The 21,717-nt window shown below is 62.5% G+C and carries 16 protein-coding genes; 15 read left to right on the top strand and 1 reads right to left on the bottom strand.

Annotation, left to right across the window (positions count from 1 at the left end; all coding sequences use genetic code 11):
• Positions 1 to 147 precede the first annotated feature (147 nt).
• The 5 genes from ABNX08_RS39940 to ABNX08_RS39920 all read left to right on the top strand — a co-directional run bounded on the left by ABNX08_RS39940 (position 148) and on the right by ABNX08_RS39920 (position 5,113).
• Complete coding sequence (locus ABNX08_RS39940) at positions 148 to 372, top strand: rubredoxin (RefSeq protein ID WP_013959059.1); 225 nt, start codon at positions 148 to 150, stop codon at positions 370 to 372.
• A gap of 54 nt (positions 373 to 426) precedes the next feature.
• A complete protein-coding gene (locus ABNX08_RS39935) occupies positions 427 to 654 on the top strand; it encodes a hypothetical protein (protein ID WP_349607703.1) in 228 nt (75 codons plus the stop codon).
• Positions 655 to 700: 46 nt separating this feature from the next.
• On the top strand, positions 701 to 2,110 hold the full coding sequence (tcuA, locus tag ABNX08_RS39930) for an FAD-dependent tricarballylate dehydrogenase TcuA (protein ID WP_349607705.1): 1,410 nt from the start codon (positions 701 to 703) through the stop codon (positions 2,108 to 2,110).
• Complete coding sequence (gene tcuB / locus ABNX08_RS39925) at positions 2,097 to 3,302, top strand: tricarballylate utilization 4Fe-4S protein TcuB (RefSeq protein WP_349607707.1); 1,206 nt, start codon at positions 2,097 to 2,099, stop codon at positions 3,300 to 3,302. Before tcuA ends, tcuB begins: the two co-directional genes overlap by 14 nt.
• A 188-nt stretch (positions 3,303 to 3,490) precedes the next feature.
• Positions 3,491 to 5,113: a GMC family oxidoreductase N-terminal domain-containing protein gene (locus ABNX08_RS39920; protein WP_349607709.1), complete on the top strand. Its 1,623-nt coding sequence runs from the start codon at positions 3,491 to 3,493 to the stop codon at positions 5,111 to 5,113.
• A gap of 87 nt (positions 5,114 to 5,200) precedes the next feature.
• Here ABNX08_RS39920 and ABNX08_RS39915 read toward each other — a convergent pair whose 3' ends face one another.
• Positions 5,201 to 6,292, bottom strand: a complete 1,092-nt coding sequence (locus tag ABNX08_RS39915) for a porin (RefSeq protein ID WP_349607711.1) — start codon at positions 6,290 to 6,292, stop codon at positions 5,201 to 5,203.
• Positions 6,293 to 6,786: 494 nt separating this feature from the next.
• Between ABNX08_RS39915 and ABNX08_RS39910 the strand changes: the two genes are divergently transcribed.
• The 10 genes from ABNX08_RS39910 (at position 6,787) to ABNX08_RS39865 (ending at position 21,606) form a co-directional block, all read left to right on the top strand.
• On the top strand, positions 6,787 to 8,898 hold the full coding sequence (locus tag ABNX08_RS39910; RefSeq protein WP_349607713.1) for a 3-hydroxyacyl-CoA dehydrogenase NAD-binding domain-containing protein: 2,112 nt from the start codon (positions 6,787 to 6,789) through the stop codon (positions 8,896 to 8,898).
• A 21-nt stretch (positions 8,899 to 8,919) separates the two neighbouring features.
• Positions 8,920 to 9,159 (top strand): rubredoxin, encoded by a 240-nt coding sequence (locus ABNX08_RS39905; RefSeq protein ID WP_374063749.1) that lies wholly within the window; start codon positions 8,920 to 8,922, stop codon positions 9,157 to 9,159.
• 107 nt (positions 9,160 to 9,266) lie between these two features.
• Entirely contained in the window at positions 9,267 to 10,580 is a 1,314-nt protein-coding gene (locus tag ABNX08_RS39900) for an NAD-binding protein (RefSeq protein ID WP_349607815.1), read from the top strand.
• Between the two features lie 62 nt (positions 10,581 to 10,642).
• Positions 10,643 to 11,617, top strand: coding sequence for a tripartite tricarboxylate transporter substrate binding protein (locus tag ABNX08_RS39895; RefSeq protein ID WP_349607715.1), 975 nt, complete (start codon positions 10,643 to 10,645; stop codon positions 11,615 to 11,617).
• 69 nt (positions 11,618 to 11,686) lie between these two features.
• Positions 11,687 to 13,186, top strand: a complete 1,500-nt coding sequence (locus ABNX08_RS39890) for an aldehyde dehydrogenase family protein (protein WP_349607717.1) — start codon at positions 11,687 to 11,689, stop codon at positions 13,184 to 13,186.
• Between the two features lie 39 nt (positions 13,187 to 13,225).
• A complete protein-coding gene (locus ABNX08_RS39885) occupies positions 13,226 to 14,212 on the top strand; it encodes a tripartite tricarboxylate transporter substrate binding protein (RefSeq protein ID WP_349607719.1) in 987 nt (328 codons plus the stop codon).
• A 36-nt stretch (positions 14,213 to 14,248) separates the two neighbouring features.
• Positions 14,249 to 15,085 carry an SDR family NAD(P)-dependent oxidoreductase gene (locus ABNX08_RS39880; RefSeq protein WP_349607721.1) on the top strand — a complete coding sequence of 279 codons (837 nt, stop codon included), beginning with the start codon at positions 14,249 to 14,251 and terminating at the stop codon, positions 15,083 to 15,085.
• Between the two features lie 151 nt (positions 15,086 to 15,236).
• The gene (locus ABNX08_RS39875; protein ID WP_349607723.1) at positions 15,237 to 16,205 is read left to right on the top strand and encodes a tripartite tricarboxylate transporter substrate binding protein; all 969 of its coding nucleotides are present in this window, start codon (positions 15,237 to 15,239) and stop codon (positions 16,203 to 16,205) included.
• A 72-nt stretch (positions 16,206 to 16,277) separates the two neighbouring features.
• Positions 16,278 to 17,894, top strand: coding sequence for a GMC family oxidoreductase N-terminal domain-containing protein (locus ABNX08_RS39870; protein WP_349607725.1), 1,617 nt, complete (start codon positions 16,278 to 16,280; stop codon positions 17,892 to 17,894).
• Positions 17,895 to 18,168: 274 nt separating this feature from the next.
• The gene (locus tag ABNX08_RS39865) at positions 18,169 to 21,606 is read left to right on the top strand and encodes an adenylate/guanylate cyclase domain-containing protein (RefSeq protein WP_349607727.1); all 3,438 of its coding nucleotides are present in this window, start codon (positions 18,169 to 18,171) and stop codon (positions 21,604 to 21,606) included.
• Positions 21,607 to 21,717: the final 111 nt, after the last annotated feature.

The following is a 21,717-nucleotide window of genomic DNA, read 5'->3' as shown; positions in this document are numbered from 1 at the left end:
ATCGTGTCCAAGGTTGTGGGGAACCTGAAAAACATCGGGACAGGGCCGGCATGGCTCGTTTTAGTAATTCAAGAGGGGGCTCTGTCCGCAGGCAGGTCCCCCAGCGCCGAGCCCGCAAGGGGCAGGTATGACGAAAGGAGTAGGACCATGGAGAACCAGCTATGCGCGAGCGGTGACCACTCGGGTGCGAGTGCCGTCCTTGCCGAATTCAAGGTTTGGCAGTGCGTGCTGTGCGGCTTCGTGTACGACGAAGCGATGGGAATGCCGGAGGAGGGCATTGCGCCGGGTACGCGCTGGGCTGACATTCCGGACGACTGGATGTGCCCGGAGTGCTCGGTGGGCAAGAGCGACTTCGAGATGGTCGAGGTATAGGTCAGGCAGGTAAAGCAGGCGCGGTCCGAGGCAGGATCGCCAGGGAGGGGGGAAATGGGAATCGGTGGAATGTCCCTGCGCGGGCTGATGCAGAAGTGGCTCGGGTCAGATGCGCCGGCGATGGCGAGGATCACCCGCATGCGCGACGACGCGAGCCCTCGCGGCTATGTGCAGGTCGAGGTTGAGCGGCCTTCGGGCTCGCTGTGCTTGATGTTCTTCCGCCACGCCGACGGTTCCTGGTGCGTGTTCCCGCCTTGCGACCGCGGCGCCCGGCAGGCGTGACAGTCAGATCCTGGCGGCCGGGCGCGGCGCCATGATGGAGAATTGGATGATCGATGTACTAGTGATAGGAGGCGGCAATGCCGCGCTCTGCGCCGCGCTGATGGCGCGCGAAGCCGGGGCTTCGGTATTGCTGTTGGAGTCGGCGCCACGCGCGTGGCGCGGTGGCAACTCGCAACACACCCGCAACCTGCGCTGCATGCACGATGCACCGCAAGACGTGTTGGTCGATGCCTATCCCGAAGAAGAATACTGGCAGGACCTGCTCAAGGTCACCGGCGGCATCACCGACGAACACCTGGCGCGGCTGGTGATCCGTGCGTCGTCAAGCTGCCGGCCGTGGATGCGCAGGCAGGGCGTGCGCTTCCAGCCGCCGTTGTCGGGCGCGCTGCACGTGGCCCGCACCAACGCCTTCTTCATGGGTGGCGGCAAGGCGCTGGTCAATGCGTATTACCGCAGCGCCGAAGCGATGGGTGTGCAGGTCCGCTATGAGACCCCGGTGGACGCCATCGAACTGGACGGCGACCGCTTCGTCGCCGCGCGCAGCGGCAGCCAGCGCTTTACCGCGCGCACCTGCGTGCTGGCCGCGGGCGGCTTCGAATCCAACCGCGAATGGCTGCGCGAAGCCTGGGGCCAGAACGAACGCGGCGAATGGCCCGCCGACAACTTCCTGATCCGCGGCACGCGCTTCAACCAGGGCGTGCTGCTGCGGCACATGATCGAATCTGGCGCCGATGCCATCGGTGACCCGTCGCAATCGCACTGCGTCGCCATCGACGCGCGCGCACCCTTGTATGACGGCGGCATCTGCACGCGCATCGATTGCGTGTCGCTGGGCGTCGTGGTCAATCGCGACGCCATGCGCTTCTATGACGAGGGCGAGGACTTCTGGCCCAAGCGCTATGCGATCTGGGGCCGGTTGGTGGCGCAGCAGCCCGGGCAGATCGGCTATTCGATCATCGACAGCCAGGCCATCGGCCGCTTCATGCCGCCGGTGTTCCCCGGCGAGAAGGCCGACACGCTGCCCGAACTCGCGCGCAAGCTCGGGCTGCCGGAAGCGCAATTCGTGCGCACCGTACAGGACTACAACGCGGCGTGCCGCGTCGGCACGTTCGACCATACGGCGCTGGACGATTGCTATACCGAAGGGCTGACACCGGCCAAGACGCACTGGGCAAGACCGCTGGATCAGGCGCCGTTCTACGGCTATGCGCTGCGACCTGGCATCACATTCACTTACCTGGGGCTCAAGGTCAACGACCGGGCCCAGGTGCATTTTGGCGGCAAGCCTAGTGGGAATCTGTTCGTGGCGGGAGAAATGATGGCGGGCAACGTGCTTGGCAAGGGATATACGGCCGGGGTCGGGATGTCGATCGGCACGGCTTTCGGACGCATCGCCGGCACGCAGGCCGCACAGGCGGCCGGGATCAAGGCGGGAGCGATTCATGCAGAAGCTTGAAGCCCTGGCGCGGGAAGCCGCGCAACTGGCCGGCAACGAAGAGGGCGCGATCGCCACGCCCGGCACCGGACGCGTGATCCGCGTGCTGCCGCTGACCGACAACGAAGCCGAAGTTGCGCGGCAGATGCAGATCTGCAATGCGTGCCGTTACTGCGAAGGCTTCTGCGCGGTATTCCCGGCGATGACGCGCCGGCTTGAGTTCGGCAAGGCCGATGTGAACTACCTGGCGAACCTGTGCCACAACTGCGGGGCGTGCTACCACGCTTGCCAGTATGCGCCGCCGCATCACTTCGGCGTCAATGTGCCGCAGGCGATGGCCAAGGTGCGGCTGGAGACGTACAGCGAATATGCGTGGCCGGCGCCGCTGGGCAAGCTGTACAAGCGCAACGGCCTGACGGTTTCGGTGGCGCTGGCGATCGGGCTGGCACTGTTCCTGGTGCTGGCGGTCACGATGGGCGGTGCGCTGTGGCAGCGGCATGCCGGCGGCAATTTCTACGCGGTGTTTCCGCATAACACGCTGGCAAGCATGTTCGGCGCGGTGTTCGGCTTTGCGGTGATCGCGCTGGGCATCGGGGTGCGGCGCTTCTGGCGGGACGTGTCGTCCGGCACGGCCTCGGCGCCCGCCGTGGCCGAGGCGGCGAAGAACGTGCTGGCGTTGACCTACCTGGATGGCGGGCATGGCGATGGCTGCAATGAGGCGAGCGATCGCTTTACGCTGGCGCGGCGGCGCTTCCACCATTTCACGTTCTATGGCTTCATGCTGTGCTTTGCTTCGACGATGGTGGCGACGGCTTATCACTATCTGTTGGGATGGCATGCGCCGTACCCGGTATTCAGCCTGCCGGTGCTGTTGGGCACAGCTGGAGGCATCGGGCTGTTGATCGGCCCGGCCGGATTGCTGTGGCTGAACCTGCGGCGTCATCCCATGCACGGGGATGTGAAACAGCGTCCGATGGACCGGGGATTTATCGCGTTGCTGTTGCTGACCAGTGCGACCGGCCTGGGTTTGCTGGCGGCACGTGAGACGGCTGCGATGCCGTTGCTGCTGGCGGTACACCTGGGAGTGGTGATGGCGTTGTTTGCGACGCTGCCGTATGGGAAGTTTGCGCACGGAATCTTCCGCACCGCAGCGCTGTTGAAGTCCAGCATTGAAAAGCGCAGGCCGAGCGAGTTGCGTCTCGGCGACGACTGATCGTGATCCCCTTCGCCTGTCAAGGCAGCGGGCGTGGGGATCGAGCTGGATCTGCGAGATTCAATCTGCTGGCGCAATCCGGGCGTGAAGCTTCGGTGCGCTTTTTTTTTTTGCGTTGCCCGGCAGCGTCTCCACGGCCCCTCGGTTCCTGTGGCGGCTTGCTGGCTTCGGAAGGGGAGACTGACTGCGTGCATTGCTACGACTACATTATCGTTGGCGCTGGCTCGGCAGGGTGCGTGCTGGCCCGTCGACTGAGCGAGGACCCGGGCACGCGTGTGCTGCTGGTGGAGGCGGGCCCGCCCGCCGACGATTTCTGGATCCGCACGCCCGCCGGCATGGGCAAGCTTTTCAAGTCCGAGCGCTACAACTGGTGTTTCCAGACGGAGCCGGTGCCGAGCTTGCGCAATCGCCAGATCTACTGGCCGCGCGGCAAGACGCTTGGCGGCAGTAGTGCCATCAACGGCATGGTGTATGTGCGCGGCAACCGGCGCGATTTTGATCATTGGCGGGATCTCGGCAACCCTGGTTGGGGCTGGGATGACGTGTTGCCGTATTTCAGGCGCTCGGTGTGCGATGCCGCTGACACCGAACCCGCCAGCGGGCCGCACGGACTGCTGACCGTGAGCGATCCGTCGGTCCTGCACCCTGCGGCGCTGGCGTTCCTGGCGTCGGCGCAACAGACTGGCCTGGCACGCCTGGATGACTTCAACGAAGGCGATCAGGAGGGTGTAGGGCTGCTGCGCGCCACGATTCGCAACGGCGTGCGGCAGTCCACCTATGACGCATTCCTGGCCCCCGTTGCCGGGCGCCGGCCGAATCTTGAGATCCGTACTGGTGCGCATGTACGCCGCGTGCTCTTCAGTGGCCTTGCTGCTACGGGAATCGAGGTCTTGCTGGAGGGACGGATCCAGCGGTTCGAAGCCGCGCGCGAGGTCATACTGTCCGCGGGTGCACTGAGTTCGCCGCATCTGCTGATGCTGTCCGGCATCGGCAACGGCGAGCAGTTGCGGCAACACGGCATCGCGACCGTTGCGCACGTGCCGGGCGTCGGCAAGAACCTGCAGGACCATTTCGCGGTGCGGGTGCAGGCACAGACCACGCCTGGCGGTTCCTACAACCAGCATCTCGGCGGATGGCGAAAGTACGCTGAGGGCGCGCGCTACCTGATCACCAAGGGTGGCTACCTTGCACTCGGCTCATCGATTGCAGCCGCCTTCGTGCGCAGCGGGCCGGATGTCGAGTATGCGGACATGGAGCTCAGTTTCCGGCCCATGACATTCTCCTACGATGGGTCCAGTGAAGCGGTAGTCGACAGTTTCCCCGCCATCAGCGCGTCCGTCTATCGCGTGCGCCCGGCCTCGCGCGGTGAGGTGGTACTGCGTAGCGGCGATCCCATGCAGTCGCCTGCCTTTGTGCCGAACTACCTGCAGGATCCTGAAGATGTCCGCGCCATGCTGGCGGGGTTGCGGCGCTTGCGCGAAATACTTGCCATGGAGCCGCTCTCTGCGCTGATCGTCCGCGAACTTGTGCCGGGCGACCCGGTGCGCACCGACGCGCAATGGATCGACTATATGGAGCGCGAAGGCCAGTGCGCGTTTCATCCCGCGGGCACATGCAAGATGGGCAAGGACAGCATGGCAGTGGTTGACGCACGCCTGCGTGTACGAGGCGTCGAGCGCTTGCGTGTCGTCGATGCGTCGATCATGCCTGTCGTGACCTCGGGCAACACCAATGCGCCGACCATCATGATCGGAGAGAAGGGGGCCGACATGATCCTCGCCGATCGGGCCGCGTCAAGCCGGGCGGTGTAGCGGCTGCGAATCCGATCTCCGCAATAACAAAGACAAAGGCCGCGCTTGCTCAGCGCGGCCTTTCGATAACCACTTTGCCCGGGATCGTCAGAACCTGTGACGCAAGCCGATAGCGGTACCGAACTGGTTGGCGCCCGCCTGCACCGTCCCAAAGCCGTAGCCGCCGCCGCCAAGGCCGAGGTTGGACCCGTTCCGGTTCTTCGTGTAGCCGACCGAGATATAGGCGTCGGTGCGCTTGGAGAAGGAGTAGTCGGCGTTCACGGCAAACATCCAGGGATCCGCCTTCGTATCCGCAAAGTCCTGGTAGTAGACCGCGGCAGAGATCTGCAGCGGCTGCGTGACCTCCCAGCGCACGCCGGTCCACCAGAGATTGGAGCGTTGATTGCCAGCCACCGGAGCCCCAGGCAGCAGCGCACCATCGTAAGCCTTGGCCCAGCGATAGCCTACGTACAGCTTTGCCTTCTGGAAAGCATAGGTGCTAGCCACTGTCGCGCGACGTGCCGTGGCGTCCGGATTGACAGTGGTCGTGCCCATGTTCAGCTCGTCATATGCGGCGGCAATGGAAAAGGGGCCCGTGGTGTACGTGAAGTTGCCACCAAACTCGCGACCGAGCTTGCTGTTGCCGGGGACCTCGCTGCCGTTTGCCGTCCCGCTTTCCGCGCCAAAGCTGTACATGGCGCTCGCCTGCAAGCCCCCAAACTTGCCCACATACTTGACGGTGTTGTCCGCGCGTCCGACGAAAGCACCGTCGTTGGCCAGCAGCGAGTATCGGCCCATGATCCCCATGGGGTCGACATCACCGGCAATGCCATAAAGCGAGTTGGTCTGGCGACCCAGCAGCAGCGAGCCCCACTGCCCCTGCAAGCCCACATAGGCGGAACGTCCGAACAGGCGCCCGCCTTGCGATGATCTGCCGGTATCGGACTCAAAGCCGCTTTCGAGGACGAACACGCCTTTCAGGTTGCTACCGAGATCTTCCACGCCGCGAATCCCCCAGCGCGATCCGGCCATGTTGCCTGGCGTCATGCGGAAGACGGAATGATCGCCCGGAGTCAGATGGTTGATGTACTCGAAGCCGGTATCGACCAACCCGTACAGCGTCACGCTGGATTGCGCCACGGCGGACGTGGAACAAGCGCCAGCGATGGCTGCAAGCAGGACGTTAGCTCTCAACTTCATGGGGTCTCCTCATTTGGTTGTAGTTGTGAAGCAAGCAAGACTGCAGGGGACGATGAGCAGGGCGCCCATCGCAATCCGGAACACCGATTGGTAGAGGGTTTGCCGGCCATGATGCGTCGCCGGTGTCTCGCGGCCGGAACCTAAGCATCGAATGCGCAGGAGGCCTTCTCGTAGCGATGGAGGGCATCCTCAGGTGCAGATCTGCGACTTGCAGATGGCAGGAATGCGGCAACTCTAGCCGACAGAATTTCGCTCGTCAATAAAATGAAATTGGTTTTGATGAGTGAAACTCTATGGGTTCTCGATACTTCACGTGCGTGTGAAATCGCTTAAGAGGAGTCTTCGGAGTGCGCGAAATCGCCTTCTCACACGATCCCCTTTAAGTTCCACTCATAGAAACCTATATCTTTCAATGAAACTCGTGCTACTATGAATCCGAACATGCAACCACGTCGGACATACCGATCCGCACGTAGCGGGTGGAAGGAAACCTGATGAATCAAGCCCAGACTGTCACTTATGCCGTTGAGGACGGCGTCGCGTTGATCGCCGTGAACAATCCCCCCGTCAATGCGCTGGCGGCCGGTGTGCGCGAAGGCATCATGGAAGGCGTCGCGCGTGCCAACGCGGACGCCGGTATAGAAGCCATTGTTCTGCTGGGGGAGGGCAAGAACTTCATCGCTGGCGCGGATATCCGCCGGTTCGGGAATGCCCGGCCAGTTTCCACCCGCACCAGTTCAGCGGCGATCGAAGCAAGCGAGAAGCCGGTGGTGGCGGCCATGCACGGCTATGCTCTCGGCGGGGGACTCGAGCATGCGCTGGCGTGCCACTATCGCGTTGCAAGTCCGGACGCGAGACTCGGATTGCCGGAGATCAACCTCGGCATCATCCCTGCGGGCGGTGGCACGCAGCGGCTGACCCGCATCGCCGGCCCGGGCGCGGCCCTGGAGTTGATTCTCAGCGGCCGCCATGTCAGCGCCGGGGAGGCACAGGGACTTGGCATCGTCGATGCCATCGTCGAAGGCAACGATCTGAAGGCGGCAGCCATCCGCTTCGCCAAGGACGTGGCTGCCCGCCGCCCATTGCCTCGCGCGCGCGATATGGTGCAGCGCATCGAGCCGACGGCTGCGGCCATGGCCACGCTCGACACCGCACGCAAGTCCATCTCTAAGAAGTCGCGCCATGTCAAGGCGCCGGCGTATGCGCTCGAATGCGTGCAGGCCGCGCTCACCATGCCGTTTGACGAGGGCGTAGCCCTGGAGGCGGCACGCTTCGCGGAGCTGGAGAGTTCCGACGAGTCAAAGGCGCTTCGCTACGCGTTCTTCGCCGAGCGCGAAGCAGCCAAGGTTCCTGGCGCTGCGCCCGCTGGCAAGACGCAGCGCATCGGGTCCGCTGCCGTGATCGGTGCGGGCACGATGGGTAGCGGTATTGCCATGTCTTACGCCGATGCGGGAATCCCTGTCAAAGTGCTGGAAGCTACGCGCGAGGCGCTCGATCGCGGCATGCAGCGAATCCGGGATACCTATGCGGTCCGTGTCAAGCGAGGCAGCCTGTCGCAGGGTGACATGGATGCACGGCTGGCCTTGATTGAAGGCGTGCAAAGCTACGAAGCCATCGCCGATTGCGATGCCGTCGTCGAGGCTGTGTTCGAGCGGATCGACATCAAGCAGGAAATCTTTGGCCAGCTCGACGCCGTGATGAAGCCCGGTGCATTGCTGCTGACCAATTCGTCGGCGATTGATATCGACATCATGGCGAACGCCACTGCACGTCCGCAAGACGTCGCCGGTGCGCACTTCTTCGCTCCGGCAAACGTCATGAAACTCTGTGAGGTAGTGCGGGGCAGCAAGACCTCGCCCGAGACGGTCGCGAATGCCATGAAGATGGCGCGCGACATGGGCAAGGTATGTGCGGTCGCCGGTTCATGCGACGGCTTTGCCGCGAACCGAAGTCGCGCCCCGATGATGACCGAGACGATGCTGATGCTCGAGGAAGGCGCAACGCCGGAGCAGATCGACAAGGTCATGGTCGACTTCGGCTACCCGATGGGGCCGTTTGCCGTCAACGACATTTCCGGCCTCGATGTGAGCTATGAAGGGCGCAAGCGCCGCGCCGCGGCGAATCCGGAGTATCGCAAGCTGCATGTGCCGGACCGGCTCGTGGAGATGGGCCGCAAAGGACAGAAGACCGGCGCCGGCTGGTACGCCTACCGCGAGGGCGACCGCACTCCGTATCCCGACGACGTGGTGAAACAGGTCATCGCGCAGGTGGCGGAGGAGTTCGGGATTCCGCAGCGCTCGTTCACCGACCAGGAGATCCTGCACCGCCTGCTGTTCGCCTCGGTCAATGAGGCCTGCAAGATCCTGGAGGAGGGCAAGGCGTACCGCGCGAGCGACATCGACGTCATGTGGCTGTACGGTTTTGGCTTCCCCCGTCATCGCGGCGGCTTGATGTTCTGGGCGGATACCGTCGGGGCACAGGCAGTCTGGCAGCAGGTGTCCGAATGGCATAAGCGATATGGCAAGCGCTGGCAGCCCAGCACGCTGCTCGCTGAAATCGCCGCGGCCGGTGGAGCGCTGCGGGAGGCGAAGGGTGCATCACTCTGATGGCGCAACGTTGAAAGCCTGGTGGAAGAGTTGCACGATATGACAGAGCATGAAACAAGCAAGGCAGCCAGCCAACCATCCGGCTCGGAAATGCCATTCAAGATCTGGCAGTGCGTCCTGTGCGGATACATCTACGACGAGGAGGCGGGCTGCCCGGAAGACGGTATTGCTCCAGGTACGCGTTGGCATGACGTGCCGGACGACTGGGTGTGTCCTGAGTGCTCGGCCGCCAAGGGGGATTTCGAGATGATGGAGATCTGACGATACGGCTCAGCCCGGAGATTTCGCCAACACTTCAGATTAAAGGCGTTGTTCCCCGGCCCTGCGGTATCGCTGCCCGCAGCCGGGACCATGGTGAGGAGACTGCTTTGAAGATTGGATATATCGGCTTGGGCGCACTGGGCCGGGAGCTCGCCCGGCGTTTCCTGCCGGCGCATGACCTTTGCGTGTGGGATCTGAATCCGGCCGCATGCGAATACTTGTCGTCGCAGGGCGCCGCGGTGGCATCGTCCGCGGGGGAACTGGGCCGGCAATGCGACGTCGTCCTGGTGTGCCTGCCTCGCAGTGCCGATGTACACCGGCTTGTCTTTGGGCCCGACGGCCTGGCAGCAGGGTTGTCGAAGGGCAAGCTTGTGATCGACCAGACCAGTGGCGTGCCCGGGGAGACGCGGCAGATCGCGGAAGCGTTGGCCCGGCAAGGCGTGGAGATGATGGATTCGGCGGTATCGGCCAGTCCGCATGTCGTCGCCGAGGGAGGTGCGACTCTGATGGCTTCCGGTCCGGACGCGGTGTATGAAAAAGCGCTGCCGATCCTGCGCGTGATCAGCGAGACAATCGTTCGCTGCGGCCAGCGTGTTGGCGACGGCCAGGCGATGAAGACGGTCAACAACGCCATGAACGCGTGTGCCCGTCTCGGTACCCTCGAGATGGCGGCGCTTGGCGCAAGGGCCGGCTTGTCGCTGGCGGCAATGAGTGACTATCTGAACCGTGGGAAGGCACGGAACCAGACCACCGACAAGATGCTTCCCGCGCTGGTGCAGGGCAAGGCGTCGACGAACTTCGCGCTGGCGTTGATGGTGAAGGACGTGGCGCAGGCGGTCTCGCTGGGTGCCCAGACCGGCGTTCCGATGCCGATCACCAGCGCGACGCTGGGGCTGCTGCAAGCCGGTGCCAATTCCCTGGGCCCGAACGCGAAGCTGGAGGACATGGTCGGGGTGATCGCGTCTCTGGCGGGGACGCAACTGGCGCCGGCGCCCACCGGCGACGCTGCTGGCAGCGCAAACCTCGACGCGCAGCAGACCCTGAACCTGCTCGAACATGGCGTGTCGGCGCTATGCCGCCTGGTCACTTACGAATGCACCGCCGTCGGCCTTCGCTATGGCCTTGGTCTCGCCGACTTGGCGACCGTCATCAACCGAAGCTCTGGTTGGAGCGAGGCTTCGCGCACCATATTGCCCGCCCTGGTGTCAGGCCAAGCGATGGAGGACATCAGCCTGCGGTCCGTGATCGATGGACTTCGGTCTACCTGCGCCCTGGCGGTCTCGGCAGGCGCCCCCGTGATGCTCCTGCAGATCGTCCGCAGCCTGGTCGAACAGGGGGGCAACCAGTTGCCCGACACGGCCGATGTTTTGCAGATGCGCAGCGTTTATGAATCGATGGCAGGGGTCCGCTATGGCCACTGAGCACGCAAAGGAGCGCTGATCGCGATCCATCACCCAATTACAAATAGTATGGGAGACAAGAAATGAAGCAGTCTGTCAGAAAGCTGTTTGCCATCCTGCCTCTGGCGGTGGCAAGCGCGGCCCCCGCGCTCGCAGCGGATGCATATCCAAGCCGCCCTGTTCGCATTGTGGTGAACACCGGCCCGGGCGGCCTGGTCGATTTCACGACGCGCCTGGTCGCACAGGAACTGAGTGTGCGGTTGAAGCAGCAAGTCGTCGTTGAGAACCGCGCTGGCGGCGACGGCATGATCGGCATCAACGTCGTCAAGGCGGCCCCGGCTGATGGCTACACGCTGCTCGCCTCCGCGGGGACCATGACGTACCAGCAAGTGCTGAAGAAAGACGCCGGCTATGACGTGACCAAGGATCTCACCGGCATCGGCTTCCTTGGCAAGTCGCCGCTTCTCCTTGTCGTCGCGCCGGACAGTCCCAACAAGAGTGCTGCGGATTTCATCAGAAATGCCAAGGCGAACCCTAACAAGCTCAGTTACGCGTCGGCAGGCGTTGGCACGGGCACGCACATCGGTGCAGCGCTGTACCTGCAGAGGGCCGGCTTGCAACTACTGCACGTTCCGTACAAGGGCAACGGCCCGGCGATGCCCGATGTGATGAGCGGGCGTGTCAGCATGATTTTTGAAGCTTACGGCAGCGGCAAGGGCTATCTGGCCGGCGGCAAGCTGAGGGCACTGGGCGTTTCGTCGACGACCCGCGTCAGCACGGCGCCTGATATCCCCACGCTCGCCGAACAAGGCGTGCCCGGCTACAGTTTCTATACATGGATGGGCCTGGTGGCGCCGGCAGGCACCCCCAAGGAGGTGGTGCAGAAGCTGTCCGAAGCGCTGCATGCCGTGTACTCCAACAAGGCCCTCAAGGAGCGATTCAAGGCAGAAGGCATCGAGGACACCTTCATGTCGCCAGCCGAGTTCAACGCCTTCATGGCCAAGGAAGTCGAGGACGTCACCAGGCTGTCGAAGGAAATCAAGCTCGAGAAGCAATAGGGGAAGCGATGCGCCCCGGGACACAGGGGCGCTGACCCAACAGCACCAAAGCATTCAGGAGATCAACGCATGTCATCTTTCTCATCGGACGTCAAACCTGTCAACGCGGGCCATCGCAAGGCATTGGAGTGGCTTGCCAGCGGCCCGAAGCGCCTCTTGATCGGCGGCGAGTGGGTCAACGCCGCCTCCGGTAAAACGTTCGCCACCATCGATCCGTCCACCGAGCAGACACTTGTCGAGGTGGCCGAGGCGGACTGCGAAGATATTGACGCGGCGGTTCGCGCCGCAAGGCAGGCCTTCGAGGCGCCTTCGTGGGCCGGGATTTCTCCGCACGTCCGCGCCCGCTATCTGCTGAGGATCGCCGATGCCATCGAGCAGCACGCCGAGGAACTCGCGGTGCTGGAGACCCTCGATATGGGCGCGCCGTTGGCCTTTACAATCGGCCGCGTTGCATCGGCGGCCGAACTGTTCCGGTATTACGCGGGCTGGGCAACGAAAACGCATGGCACCACCAACCCCACGGACGCGTCCCGCTTCATCTACACGCTGCGTGAGCCCATGGGGGTGTGCGCGCTGATCAATGCCTGGAACGTACCGCTCGTCATGGCGGCGACCAAGCTGGCGCCGGCGCTGGTCTGCGGCAACACGGCTGTGCTGAAGCCAGCGGAACAGTCGCCGCTGACGACGCTTCGGTTGGCCGAGCTGATTCAGGAGCTTGACTTGCCGCCCGGCGTGGTCAACGTCGTGCCGGGATTTGGGGCAACGGCGGGCGCGGCCATGGCGGCCCATCCTGATATCGACAAGATTGCCTTCACCGGCTCAACGGGTGTTGGCCGGCAGATTCTCCAGGCCTCGGCAGGTAACATGAAGAAGGTGACGCTGGAGCTTGGCGGTAAGTCGCCGAATATCATCTTCCCGGATGCCGATCTTGACCGTGCCATAGAGACCGCCGTGGTGGCGTTCTGCAGGAACTCCGGACAAATTTGTTCCGCAGGCACGCGGCTGTTCGTTCATGAGAGCTTGCATGACGAGATCGCCGGGCGCGTAGCGGAGATCGCCGCAACGTACCGGGTTGGCTCGCCGCTGGCACCAGACACTCAGATGGGCCCCATTATTTCCGAGCGCCAGATGCATCGCGTCCTGTCCTATGTGGACGCTGGACGTGAAGATGGTGCCCGTGTTGTGCTGGGCGGTTCGCGCGTTGGTGACATAGGCTACTTCGTCGAGCCGACCGTATTCAGCGGCGTCTCCAATGCGATGCGGATCGCGCGAGAAGAGATCTTCGGCCCGGTGCTGTCCATTATCCCGTTCAAGGACGAGGCCGACGTTGTCGCGATGGGCAACGATACCGAGTATGGGCTCGCTGCGGCGGTCTGGACACGCGATGTCAGTCGCGCGCACCGGGTCGCCCGCGCGCTGAAATCCGGCCGCGTGTGGATCAACACCTATGCTGAAACCGATCCCGTGATGGCCATTGGCGGATATAAGCAATCCGGTTATGGTCGGGAGATGGGCGCGGAGTCGATCGACGCGTATAGCCAGACCAAATCCGTGCTGATGCGGCTGTGAGACCGGGGCCACGCCCATAGTTTGTGTAGGAGACAAGTCATGGATATCAATCCAGTCACGCGCTTCCTTGCCCTTGGCATGGCAGCAATGTTCAGCGTGGCGGCGCACGCCGCAGAGTACCCCGCTCGTCCAATCCGTATCCTGGTGGGATTTGCCGCGGGCGGCAGTACGGACGCGATTGCCCGCTTCTATGCCCAGAAGCTGGCCCTCGAGTTGAAGACGCCGGTTGTCGTCGAGAACAAGCCTGGTGCGGGCCAGATCGTTGCCATCAAGGCGTTGATGGCCGCGCCAGCGGATGGGTACACGCTCTATATGGGCACCGGCAGCGCGCTTTCGCAGACGCCAGGGGTTCAGCGCGGCACGTTGTCCTATGAGCCGCTGAAGGACTTCAGCATGATCGGGCTGGTGGCCACCGCACCTGGCGTGATCGTGGTCAACCGCGACCTGCCGGTGCGCGCGTTGCGCGACCTTTCTGCCTACTCCAAGGCGAACCCGACCACGCTGAATTTCGGTTCGTCGGGCATCGGTTCGGCCAGTCATTTGGCCGGCGCGTACCTGAGCAAGGTTGCCGGCATCACCATGACCCACATTCCCTATAAGGCGGATGCGGATATCGTGCAGGCGATGTCTACTGGGTCTGTGCATATCGGTATTGCGCCGGCCCAGGGTGCGGTGGCGGCAATCAGTAGTGGCAAGGTCCGGGCGCTGGCGGTGACGGGCACGCACCGGGTGAAGGCGCTACCGGAAGTGCCAAGCCTTGCGGAAGCCGGCATCAGCGGATTGGAGGGCCTTGATCCATATACCTACTACGGCCTCGTGGGGCCGAAAGGCTTGCCTGCCTCAGTGGCCACAAAACTGAATGTGGCCATTAACCGCGTATCGCGCGAGTCGGTGTCCGCAGCGCAAGTCCGGGAGAAATACTACGCGGAGCCAAGATCCGGCAGTCCTGACGACCTGCGCAAGGTCATTCAGGAAGATACCGAAAAATGGGCCCGCTTCAGCAAACACGTGAATGTCGCGGGCTGAAATCGAACAGCTACGAAAGAACGGGAGGCAAGTGCTATGAACACATCGGAAGGCAATCAGGGTTGGACGCCCGCAAAACGGCTGGAAGGCAAGGTCGCGGTGGTCATCGGAGCGGGTCAGAGCCCCGGCGAAGGGGTCGGTAATGGCCGCGCAGCGGCGATGCGCTTCGCGCGCGAGGGCGCTCGGGTACTCGCTGTCGATCGGCGCCTCGAATCCGCCGAGGAAACTGCGGAGCTCATCCGCGCAGAGGGCTTCGAATGCGTCAGCTTTGCCGCGGATGTCACCAGGGAAGAAGATCTGGCGCGCGCGATGGCCGAAGCTACCCAGAAATGGGGCTCACTTGACGTGCTGCACAACAATGTCGGCGTAAGCATCGCTGGCGGCGATGCCGACCTGCTCGATATCACCGAGGACAACTTCGACAACGTCTGCCGCATCAATCTGCGCGGCACCGTGTTCGCATGCAAGCACGCCGTGGCGATCATGCGCAAGCAAGGCGGCGGGGCGATCGTCAACGTCTCTTCGGCTGCTGCTGTCGGCAAGTATCCATACGTCGCCTATAAGGCAGCCAAGGCGGGCGTTGTCGCGTTCACCGAGCAACTCGCGCTACAGAATGCCCAATATGGCATCCGCGCCAACTGCGTGTTGCCCGGGCTGATCGCAACCCCCATGGCAGTGGACACGCGCGTGCGCGAATGGAATCAGTCTCGCGAACAGGTGTCCGCGGAGCGTAACGCCAAGGTTCCCCTCGGCCGCCAGGGCACTGGCTGGGACGTCGCCAATGCGGCATTGTTCCTCGCTTCCGATGAGGCGAACTTCATCACGGGTGTATCGGTGCTGGTTGATGGCGGCCGCATCCTGAATCGTATCTGACGCGTTTCCCCTGATTCGCTGTGCCTCTGCCGGATAGGACAACTTATCCGGCAGGGCTGGTTGCGCCCGATTTCCTGGTGAGCTTCAGCCCCGGGTGCAGCACAGGAAGTCCGTTTGTTGTGCAAAACATATCGAATACCGGAGACAGCACATGAACTACGTAACAACAGGGAAGGTCGTATGCTTCCTGATGGCCTCGATCGCCGCTCTGGGTCCCGCCTCCGCCATTTCGGCAGAGCCTTATCCGTCAAAACCTATCCGCATCGTCGTTGGCACGGCCCCCGGTGGCGCTACCGATATCACGACACGCCTGGTCGCACAGAAAATGAGCGAGCGTCTGGGGCAGCCGATCGTTGTCGAGAACAGGCCGGGCGGGGATACCATGGTGGCTACCCGATACGTCCGCGACCAGCCCGCCGATGGCTATACCATCCTGGCCCAGTCGTTGGGCTTCCTGATGCTTCCTTACACCAAGAAGGATCCCGGTTACAGCATCAAGGACTTCAGCGGGATCGGTCCGATGACTCGCGCCCCGTTTCTGATGCTGGTCGGTGCTGGCGGACCGCGTTCGCTGAAGGAGTACGTAGCCCAAGCCAGCGCTGGAAACCTGAGCTATGGGCATGGCGGCATGGGCAACGCCCCGCATATTTCGGCCGAAGCGGTGCTGCGTGCCTACCGGCTGAATGTGCTGCCCGTCCCCTATAAGGGGAACGGTGCTGTGATGCCCGACGTCATTGCCGGTCGCGTATCGATGTTCTTTGACGCATATATCAGCAGTTCTGCCTATGTGAAGAGTGGAAAAATGCGGGCGCTGGGCGTCACGTCGGCGGAGCGTTTGCCCGCCGCACCGGATATCCCAACCTTCAGGGAGCAAGGGCTCGATTACACCTTCAGCGTCTGGCTCGGCCTGTTGGCGAAGGCCGGTACGCCCAAGGACGTGATGAACCGTCTTTCAGACGCACTCAAGTACGCATTGACCGACAAAGCGTTGGCGCAACGCTTCCTGGCCGATGGCGCCGAGCCCTACACTCTTTCGCCCGAGGCCTTCGACGAACGGCTCGTCACGGAATTTGCCAGTCTGGAAAAGGTTGCCGCCGATCTGAAGATCGTCAAAGAGTGACAGTAGGTTTGCGCGCGGCGACCCGGGATGTTGCCGCGTGCTCGATATACGCAAAAGAAAGTCGGGATTGCAATGCAGACATTTGACTATATTGTCGTCGGCGCGGGCTCGGCGGGGTGCGTGCTGGCACGCCGCCTTAGCGAAGACCCAAAGATACGGGTCCTGCTGATTGAAGCCGGGCCGTCGACCGAGCGCTTCTGGGTGAATACGCCGGCCGGCATGGCCAAGATGTTCTTCCACAAGCAGCTCAACTGGAACTACTTCACCGAGCCCATGCCGCAGTTGAATCACCGGCGCATGTACTGGCCGCGGGGCCGTGGGCTCGGTGGTTCCAGTGCCATCAACGGGATGGTCTATATCCGAGGGCATCAGCAGGACTTTGACGATTGGCAAAAGGAAGGAAACGCTGGCTGGGGCTATGATGACGTGCTGCCGTACTTCAAGCGTATGGAGCACAACGCGCGCGGGGAAGACGCTTATCGGGGCATCGGCGGCCCGCTTCACATCAGCGATCCGGCGGTATTGCATCCAAGTTCTGCGGACTTCATCGAGGCTGCGGTTCGCCAGGGCATAGCAAGAAGCTCAGATCTTAACGGCGAGGTCCACGACGGTGTTGGTTATATCCAGCACAATATCCGACATGGCCGCCGTCATTCCGCCTACAGCGCCTATGTTGCACCGGTGCGCCATCGGCAGAACCTTGTCGTGCAATCGGACTGCCTGGTCACGCGTATCCTGCTTCAAGAGCGACAAGCCTGCGGTGTCGAGGTCATACTGAACGGGCAACGGACCACATTCATGTCCTCGCGCGAAGTGATTGTGAGCGCAGGCGCGTTGAACTCGCCGCAGTTGCTCATGCTGTCGGGAATTGGACCCGGCAAGGAACTGCAGCGGCACGGCATACCGGTGCGCTGCGATGTGCCAGGCGTCGGTCAGAACCTGCAGGACCATTTCTATATCCACTGCAGCTTTCAGACGACCAATGACAGCTCCTATAACCGTCATATCAGCGGGTTGCGCAAGTTCTGGGAGGGAATGCGCTATCTCGCGACCGGCGGTGGCTACCTCGCGCTCGGTTCGTCCCAGGTGGCGGCATTTGTCAAAAGCGGGGATGCGCAACCCTACGCTGACCTGCAGATAAGCTTCCGCCCGATGACGTTCACCTATCAAGAAGGTGGCAGGATCGAGGTTGATCCCGCGCCAGCCGTTGCCGCCTCGGTGTATCGCGTCCGGCCCGCCGCAAGTGGCACCGTAACCCTTAGGTCAGCGGATCCTTCACACGCACCGGTATTGACCCCTAACTTCCTGACACATTACGAAGACATTGACGCCATGATCAGCGGTATCCGCAAAATACGCGCCATCATGGCGACCGAGCCGATGGCGTCGCGAATCCGCCAGGAGACGCTGCCCGGGCCCGGTGTAAAAACGGATGACGAACTGATGGCCTTCATGCAGCAGCACGGGAATTCGGCCTTTCATCCCGCAGGGACTTGCAAGATGGGGACCGATGACCTTGCCGTCGTGGACGAGCGGCTCCGCGTGCGGGGCGTGGAACGCTTACGCATTGCCGACGCTTCGATCATGCCGCGGGTGACATCCGGAAACACCAATGCTCCGTCCATGATGATCGGCGAGAAAGCCGCCGACATGATTGCTGCGGATGCCATGCCACTGCGACCGGTTTGATACGGCCGCGCTTGTAATTCCCAGTGCTGATTGTCCTCGCGGCGTCGTGATTCGGTCATGGACTGCGGGGCTGGATTTAAAGGATCGGGGCGCTTCCTCCTTCACAGTTCTCCATTTGCTCCCCGCGGAGCCTGTCAGGCCTGGCATTCTGGCGGAACGACAGGCTCCAGCCTTCTTTTTTCCATCACTGCGCGACCCGGGCTGCCATAACCGCCTTGCGAGGCACGTGCTTTACGCCTGTAATGGTAGGAGCCAAAGGCTGTTCGAGGGTGCTATGCGCTGCACAAAGTGCGGGTTCGAGAACCCCGTGCGAGGAAGGTTCTGTGAGGAATGTGGCCATGCATTAGGCCGGACCTGTCTGCAATGCGGCCACGAATCCCCCGCGACGGCAAAGTTCTGCGGTGCATGCGGCGCCGCCTTGTCTGGACCCGGCAGTCTTTTGGCCTCCGGTAGCGTGCCAGCGAATTTGGTCGGTGCCCCGGTGCTGTATACGCCTGCGCACCTGGCCAAGCGCATTCTGGCCGAACGGGCAGCGATGGAGGCGAGAGGGCAGGAAGCTGGCGAGCGCAAGACGATTACCGCGCTGTTCGCCGATATGGCCGGGTCGACGGCAATGATCCAGGACCTCGATCCGGAGGAAGCCCGAGAACTGATCGATCCTGTCGTGGCCATCATGATGGAGGCCGTACACCACTATGAAGGGTACGTCGCCAAGTCGTTAGGAGATGGCATCCTGGCACTGTTCGGTGCCCCGATCGCGCACGAAGACCACCCGTTGCGGGCGTTGTATGCGGCATTGCGGATGCAGGAAGCGATGCGCCGCCAAGGCGACAGGATCCGTTTGGAAAAGGGTATCCCGCTGCAGATCCGGGTTGGCATTCACACCGGCGAAGTGGTGGTGCGCTCTATTCGCAAGGACGATCTGCACACCGATTATGACCCGGTCGGCCACACCATTCATATCGCTTCGCGGATGGAAGGGATGGCGGTGCCGTCGTCGGTACTCGTCAGCGACTCGACGTATAAGCTTGCCGACGGATACTTCCATTTCAAAGCGTTGGGTGCCACGAACGTAAAAGGCATCCGGACGCCGCTTTCAGTCTATGAACTGCTCGGGCTCGGTACGTTGCGCACGCGACTGCAAGTGTCGGCGTACCGCGGCCTGGCGAAGTTCATCGGACGCGAGCGCGAGCTCGAGTGTTTGCAGGCGGCGCTGGTTTCGGCCAACGCAAAGCACGGAAGGATCGTGGGGGTGGCGGGCGAGGCCGGTGTTGGCAAGTCGCGCTTGTTCCACGAATTCAAAGCCCGTTCGCAACAGGGTTGCCTGGTGCTGGAAACTTTCTCGGTTTCGCATGGGAAGGCATTTCCCTATCTCCCTTTGATCGATCTGTTGAAAAACTACTTCCAGATCGTCGCGTCTGATGAAGAGCGGTTGTATCGCGAGAAGGTTACCGGCAGGCTGCTGACACTGGACCGCACGCTGGAGGATCAACTGCCCTATCTGCTCGATCTGCTCGGTATCACGGAATCGCCGTCAACCCCGCCAATGATGGACGCCAAGCTCCGGCGCCAGCGCACCTTTGAAGCGATGATTCGTCTACTGGTAAGAGAAAGCCAGAACCAGCCCGTCTTGTTGTTGTTTGAAGATCTGCAATGGCTGGACAGTGAGACCGAAGCGTTTATTGATGAGCTCGTCGAGCATGTGCCGGGTGCCAGAATCCTGTTGCTTGTCAACTATCGGCAGGATTACGGGCATGACTGGGAGCGCCTGCCGTGCTACATCCAGCTGCATCTGGAACCCCTGGGCCAAACGGATGCGCTAGGACTGCTCACCACGCTATTGGGTGATCACCCTACTCTTGGGGCGTTAAAGCAGCTCATCCTGGCGAAGACCGAGGGCAATCCGTTCTTCATGGAAGAAGTGGTCAGGACGCTGGCGGAAGCAGGCATTGTCCTTGGGGAGCCGGGCAGCTACCGGACCGAGACGGCACCGGTGTCGCTTCATATCCCGACCACCGTGCAGGGCGTGGTCGCCTCGCGCATTGACCGCCTGCCGCAAGCGCAGAAGGAGCTGTTGCAGACCCTGGCGATTATCGGCAAGGACTTTTCATTAAGTCTGGTGCGGTGTGTTGCCGCATTGCCCGAGCAGAAGCTGCCGCCGCTACTCGACGATCTCCAGCGCAGCGATTTCATTTTCGAGCGTCCCGCATTCCCGGAAGTCGAGTACGCGTTCAAGCACGCGCTGATCCAGGAAGTCGCCGCCAACTCCCTGCTGCTCAGCCAGCGAAGCAAGCTGCATGAGTGCACTGCCGAGGCAATAGAGTCCCTGTTTCCCGACCGGCTGGACGACTACGTCAACGAGCTGGCCCACCACTACAGCAAGAGCGGGAATGCCAGGAAAGCGATCCAGTATCTGCATCTTGCAGGTGAGCAGGCATTACAGCAGTCCGCGCAGCGTGAAGGCATCCGTCATCTCGGTACAGCCCTTGAGCTGCTCAGGGCGTTGCCGGATAGCCCCGAACGGACACGCGAGGAGATCCGCCTGCTGCTGACGCTCGGTCCTGCCTGGATCGCTGCCCGCGGCCATGGGTCGGCAGAAGTCGAGGAAACCTACACGCAGGCATTAGCCTTGTGCGAACGCGACGGAGGCATGCCGGAGCAGTTTTCCGCGCAGGCAGGCCTGTGGTCCCACTATCTGTTGCGGGCGGAGTTGGAGCGGGCATACGTCCTGGCTGAGCGCCTGCTGGGTCTCGCGCAGAACACAAACGACGTGGAACGGCTTGCGGAGGCGCATCGGGCTTTAGGCGTTACTCTGCTTCGCCTGGGAAAGATCGGGATGGCGCGGCATCACATGGAGCAGGCATTGACACTGCACCGTCCCGGCCGACAGTCCTATGACCACCTGCTTCGCCTTGTGCGAAACCCCGCCGTCCATATACGCAGCACCTTGAGTTGGATCCTTTGGTATCTCGGCTTAGCGGACCAGTCGCGCAACCGCTGCGAAGAGGCACTGGAGCTAGCCAGAGCGGCAGCCGATCCATTTGGCTTGGCGCTGAGCCTGATCTTTGCGGCTGAGCTATACCAGCGCCGGGATGAGGTCCAGAAGTCGCTGGAATATGCTGACGCCGCCATCGCCGTATCGAGCGAGCGCGGATTCCCGCTCTATGAGGCATGGGGAACGATCCTTCGCGGGTGGGCGCTCGCGCGGCTGGGTAAGCAGGAGGAGGGCATCGTGCAGATGCGGTTGGGTCTTCGCGCGCACCGGGCCACGAAATCCAGGCTGGGGCGGTCATCGCTATTGGGCCTTCTGGCCGATGCATATGGCAGGGCGGGGAAATGCGAACTCGCGCTTCGGGTGCTGCGCCACGCGCTGGCGCTGACGGAAAGTACGGGCGAGCGGCTCGATCAACCTGCACTGCTTCGCCTAAAGGCCGAGCTGTTGCTGCAGATGGCGGGGAAGGGCGCCGGTGGTATTGCCGCTACGCACAAGGACGCGGAATCCTGTCTCAGCAAGGCCATTGCGCTCGCGCGCCGGCAAGGCGCGCGGTCGGTTGAGTTGCGATGTGCACTAAGCCTGGCCCGCGTCCGGGATCTGCAGGGCAAGCGTGACGCCGGCCGCCATTTGCTGGCCGCAGTTCATGGCACATTTGCGGAAGGGTTCGATACCCGTGATTGGCTTGATGCCAAGGCCCTGCTTCGCGAATGGTCCTGAACGCGCAGGGCGCAAGCCGGCGGGCAACGGCGCATGGATTCTGTACAATGGAACATGAGCTAAATAACGGAACCATTGTGCTAGGATCGTTCATCCAGGTTCAGCCTGGCG

This window comes from Cupriavidus sp. DF5525, assembly GCF_040149425.2.
GTDB classification, from domain to species: Bacteria; Pseudomonadota; Gammaproteobacteria; order Burkholderiales; family Burkholderiaceae; genus Cupriavidus; species Cupriavidus pickettii_A.
Note: the sequence above shows the minus strand (reverse complement) of the source record. Positions and strands in the feature narration are given on the sequence as shown.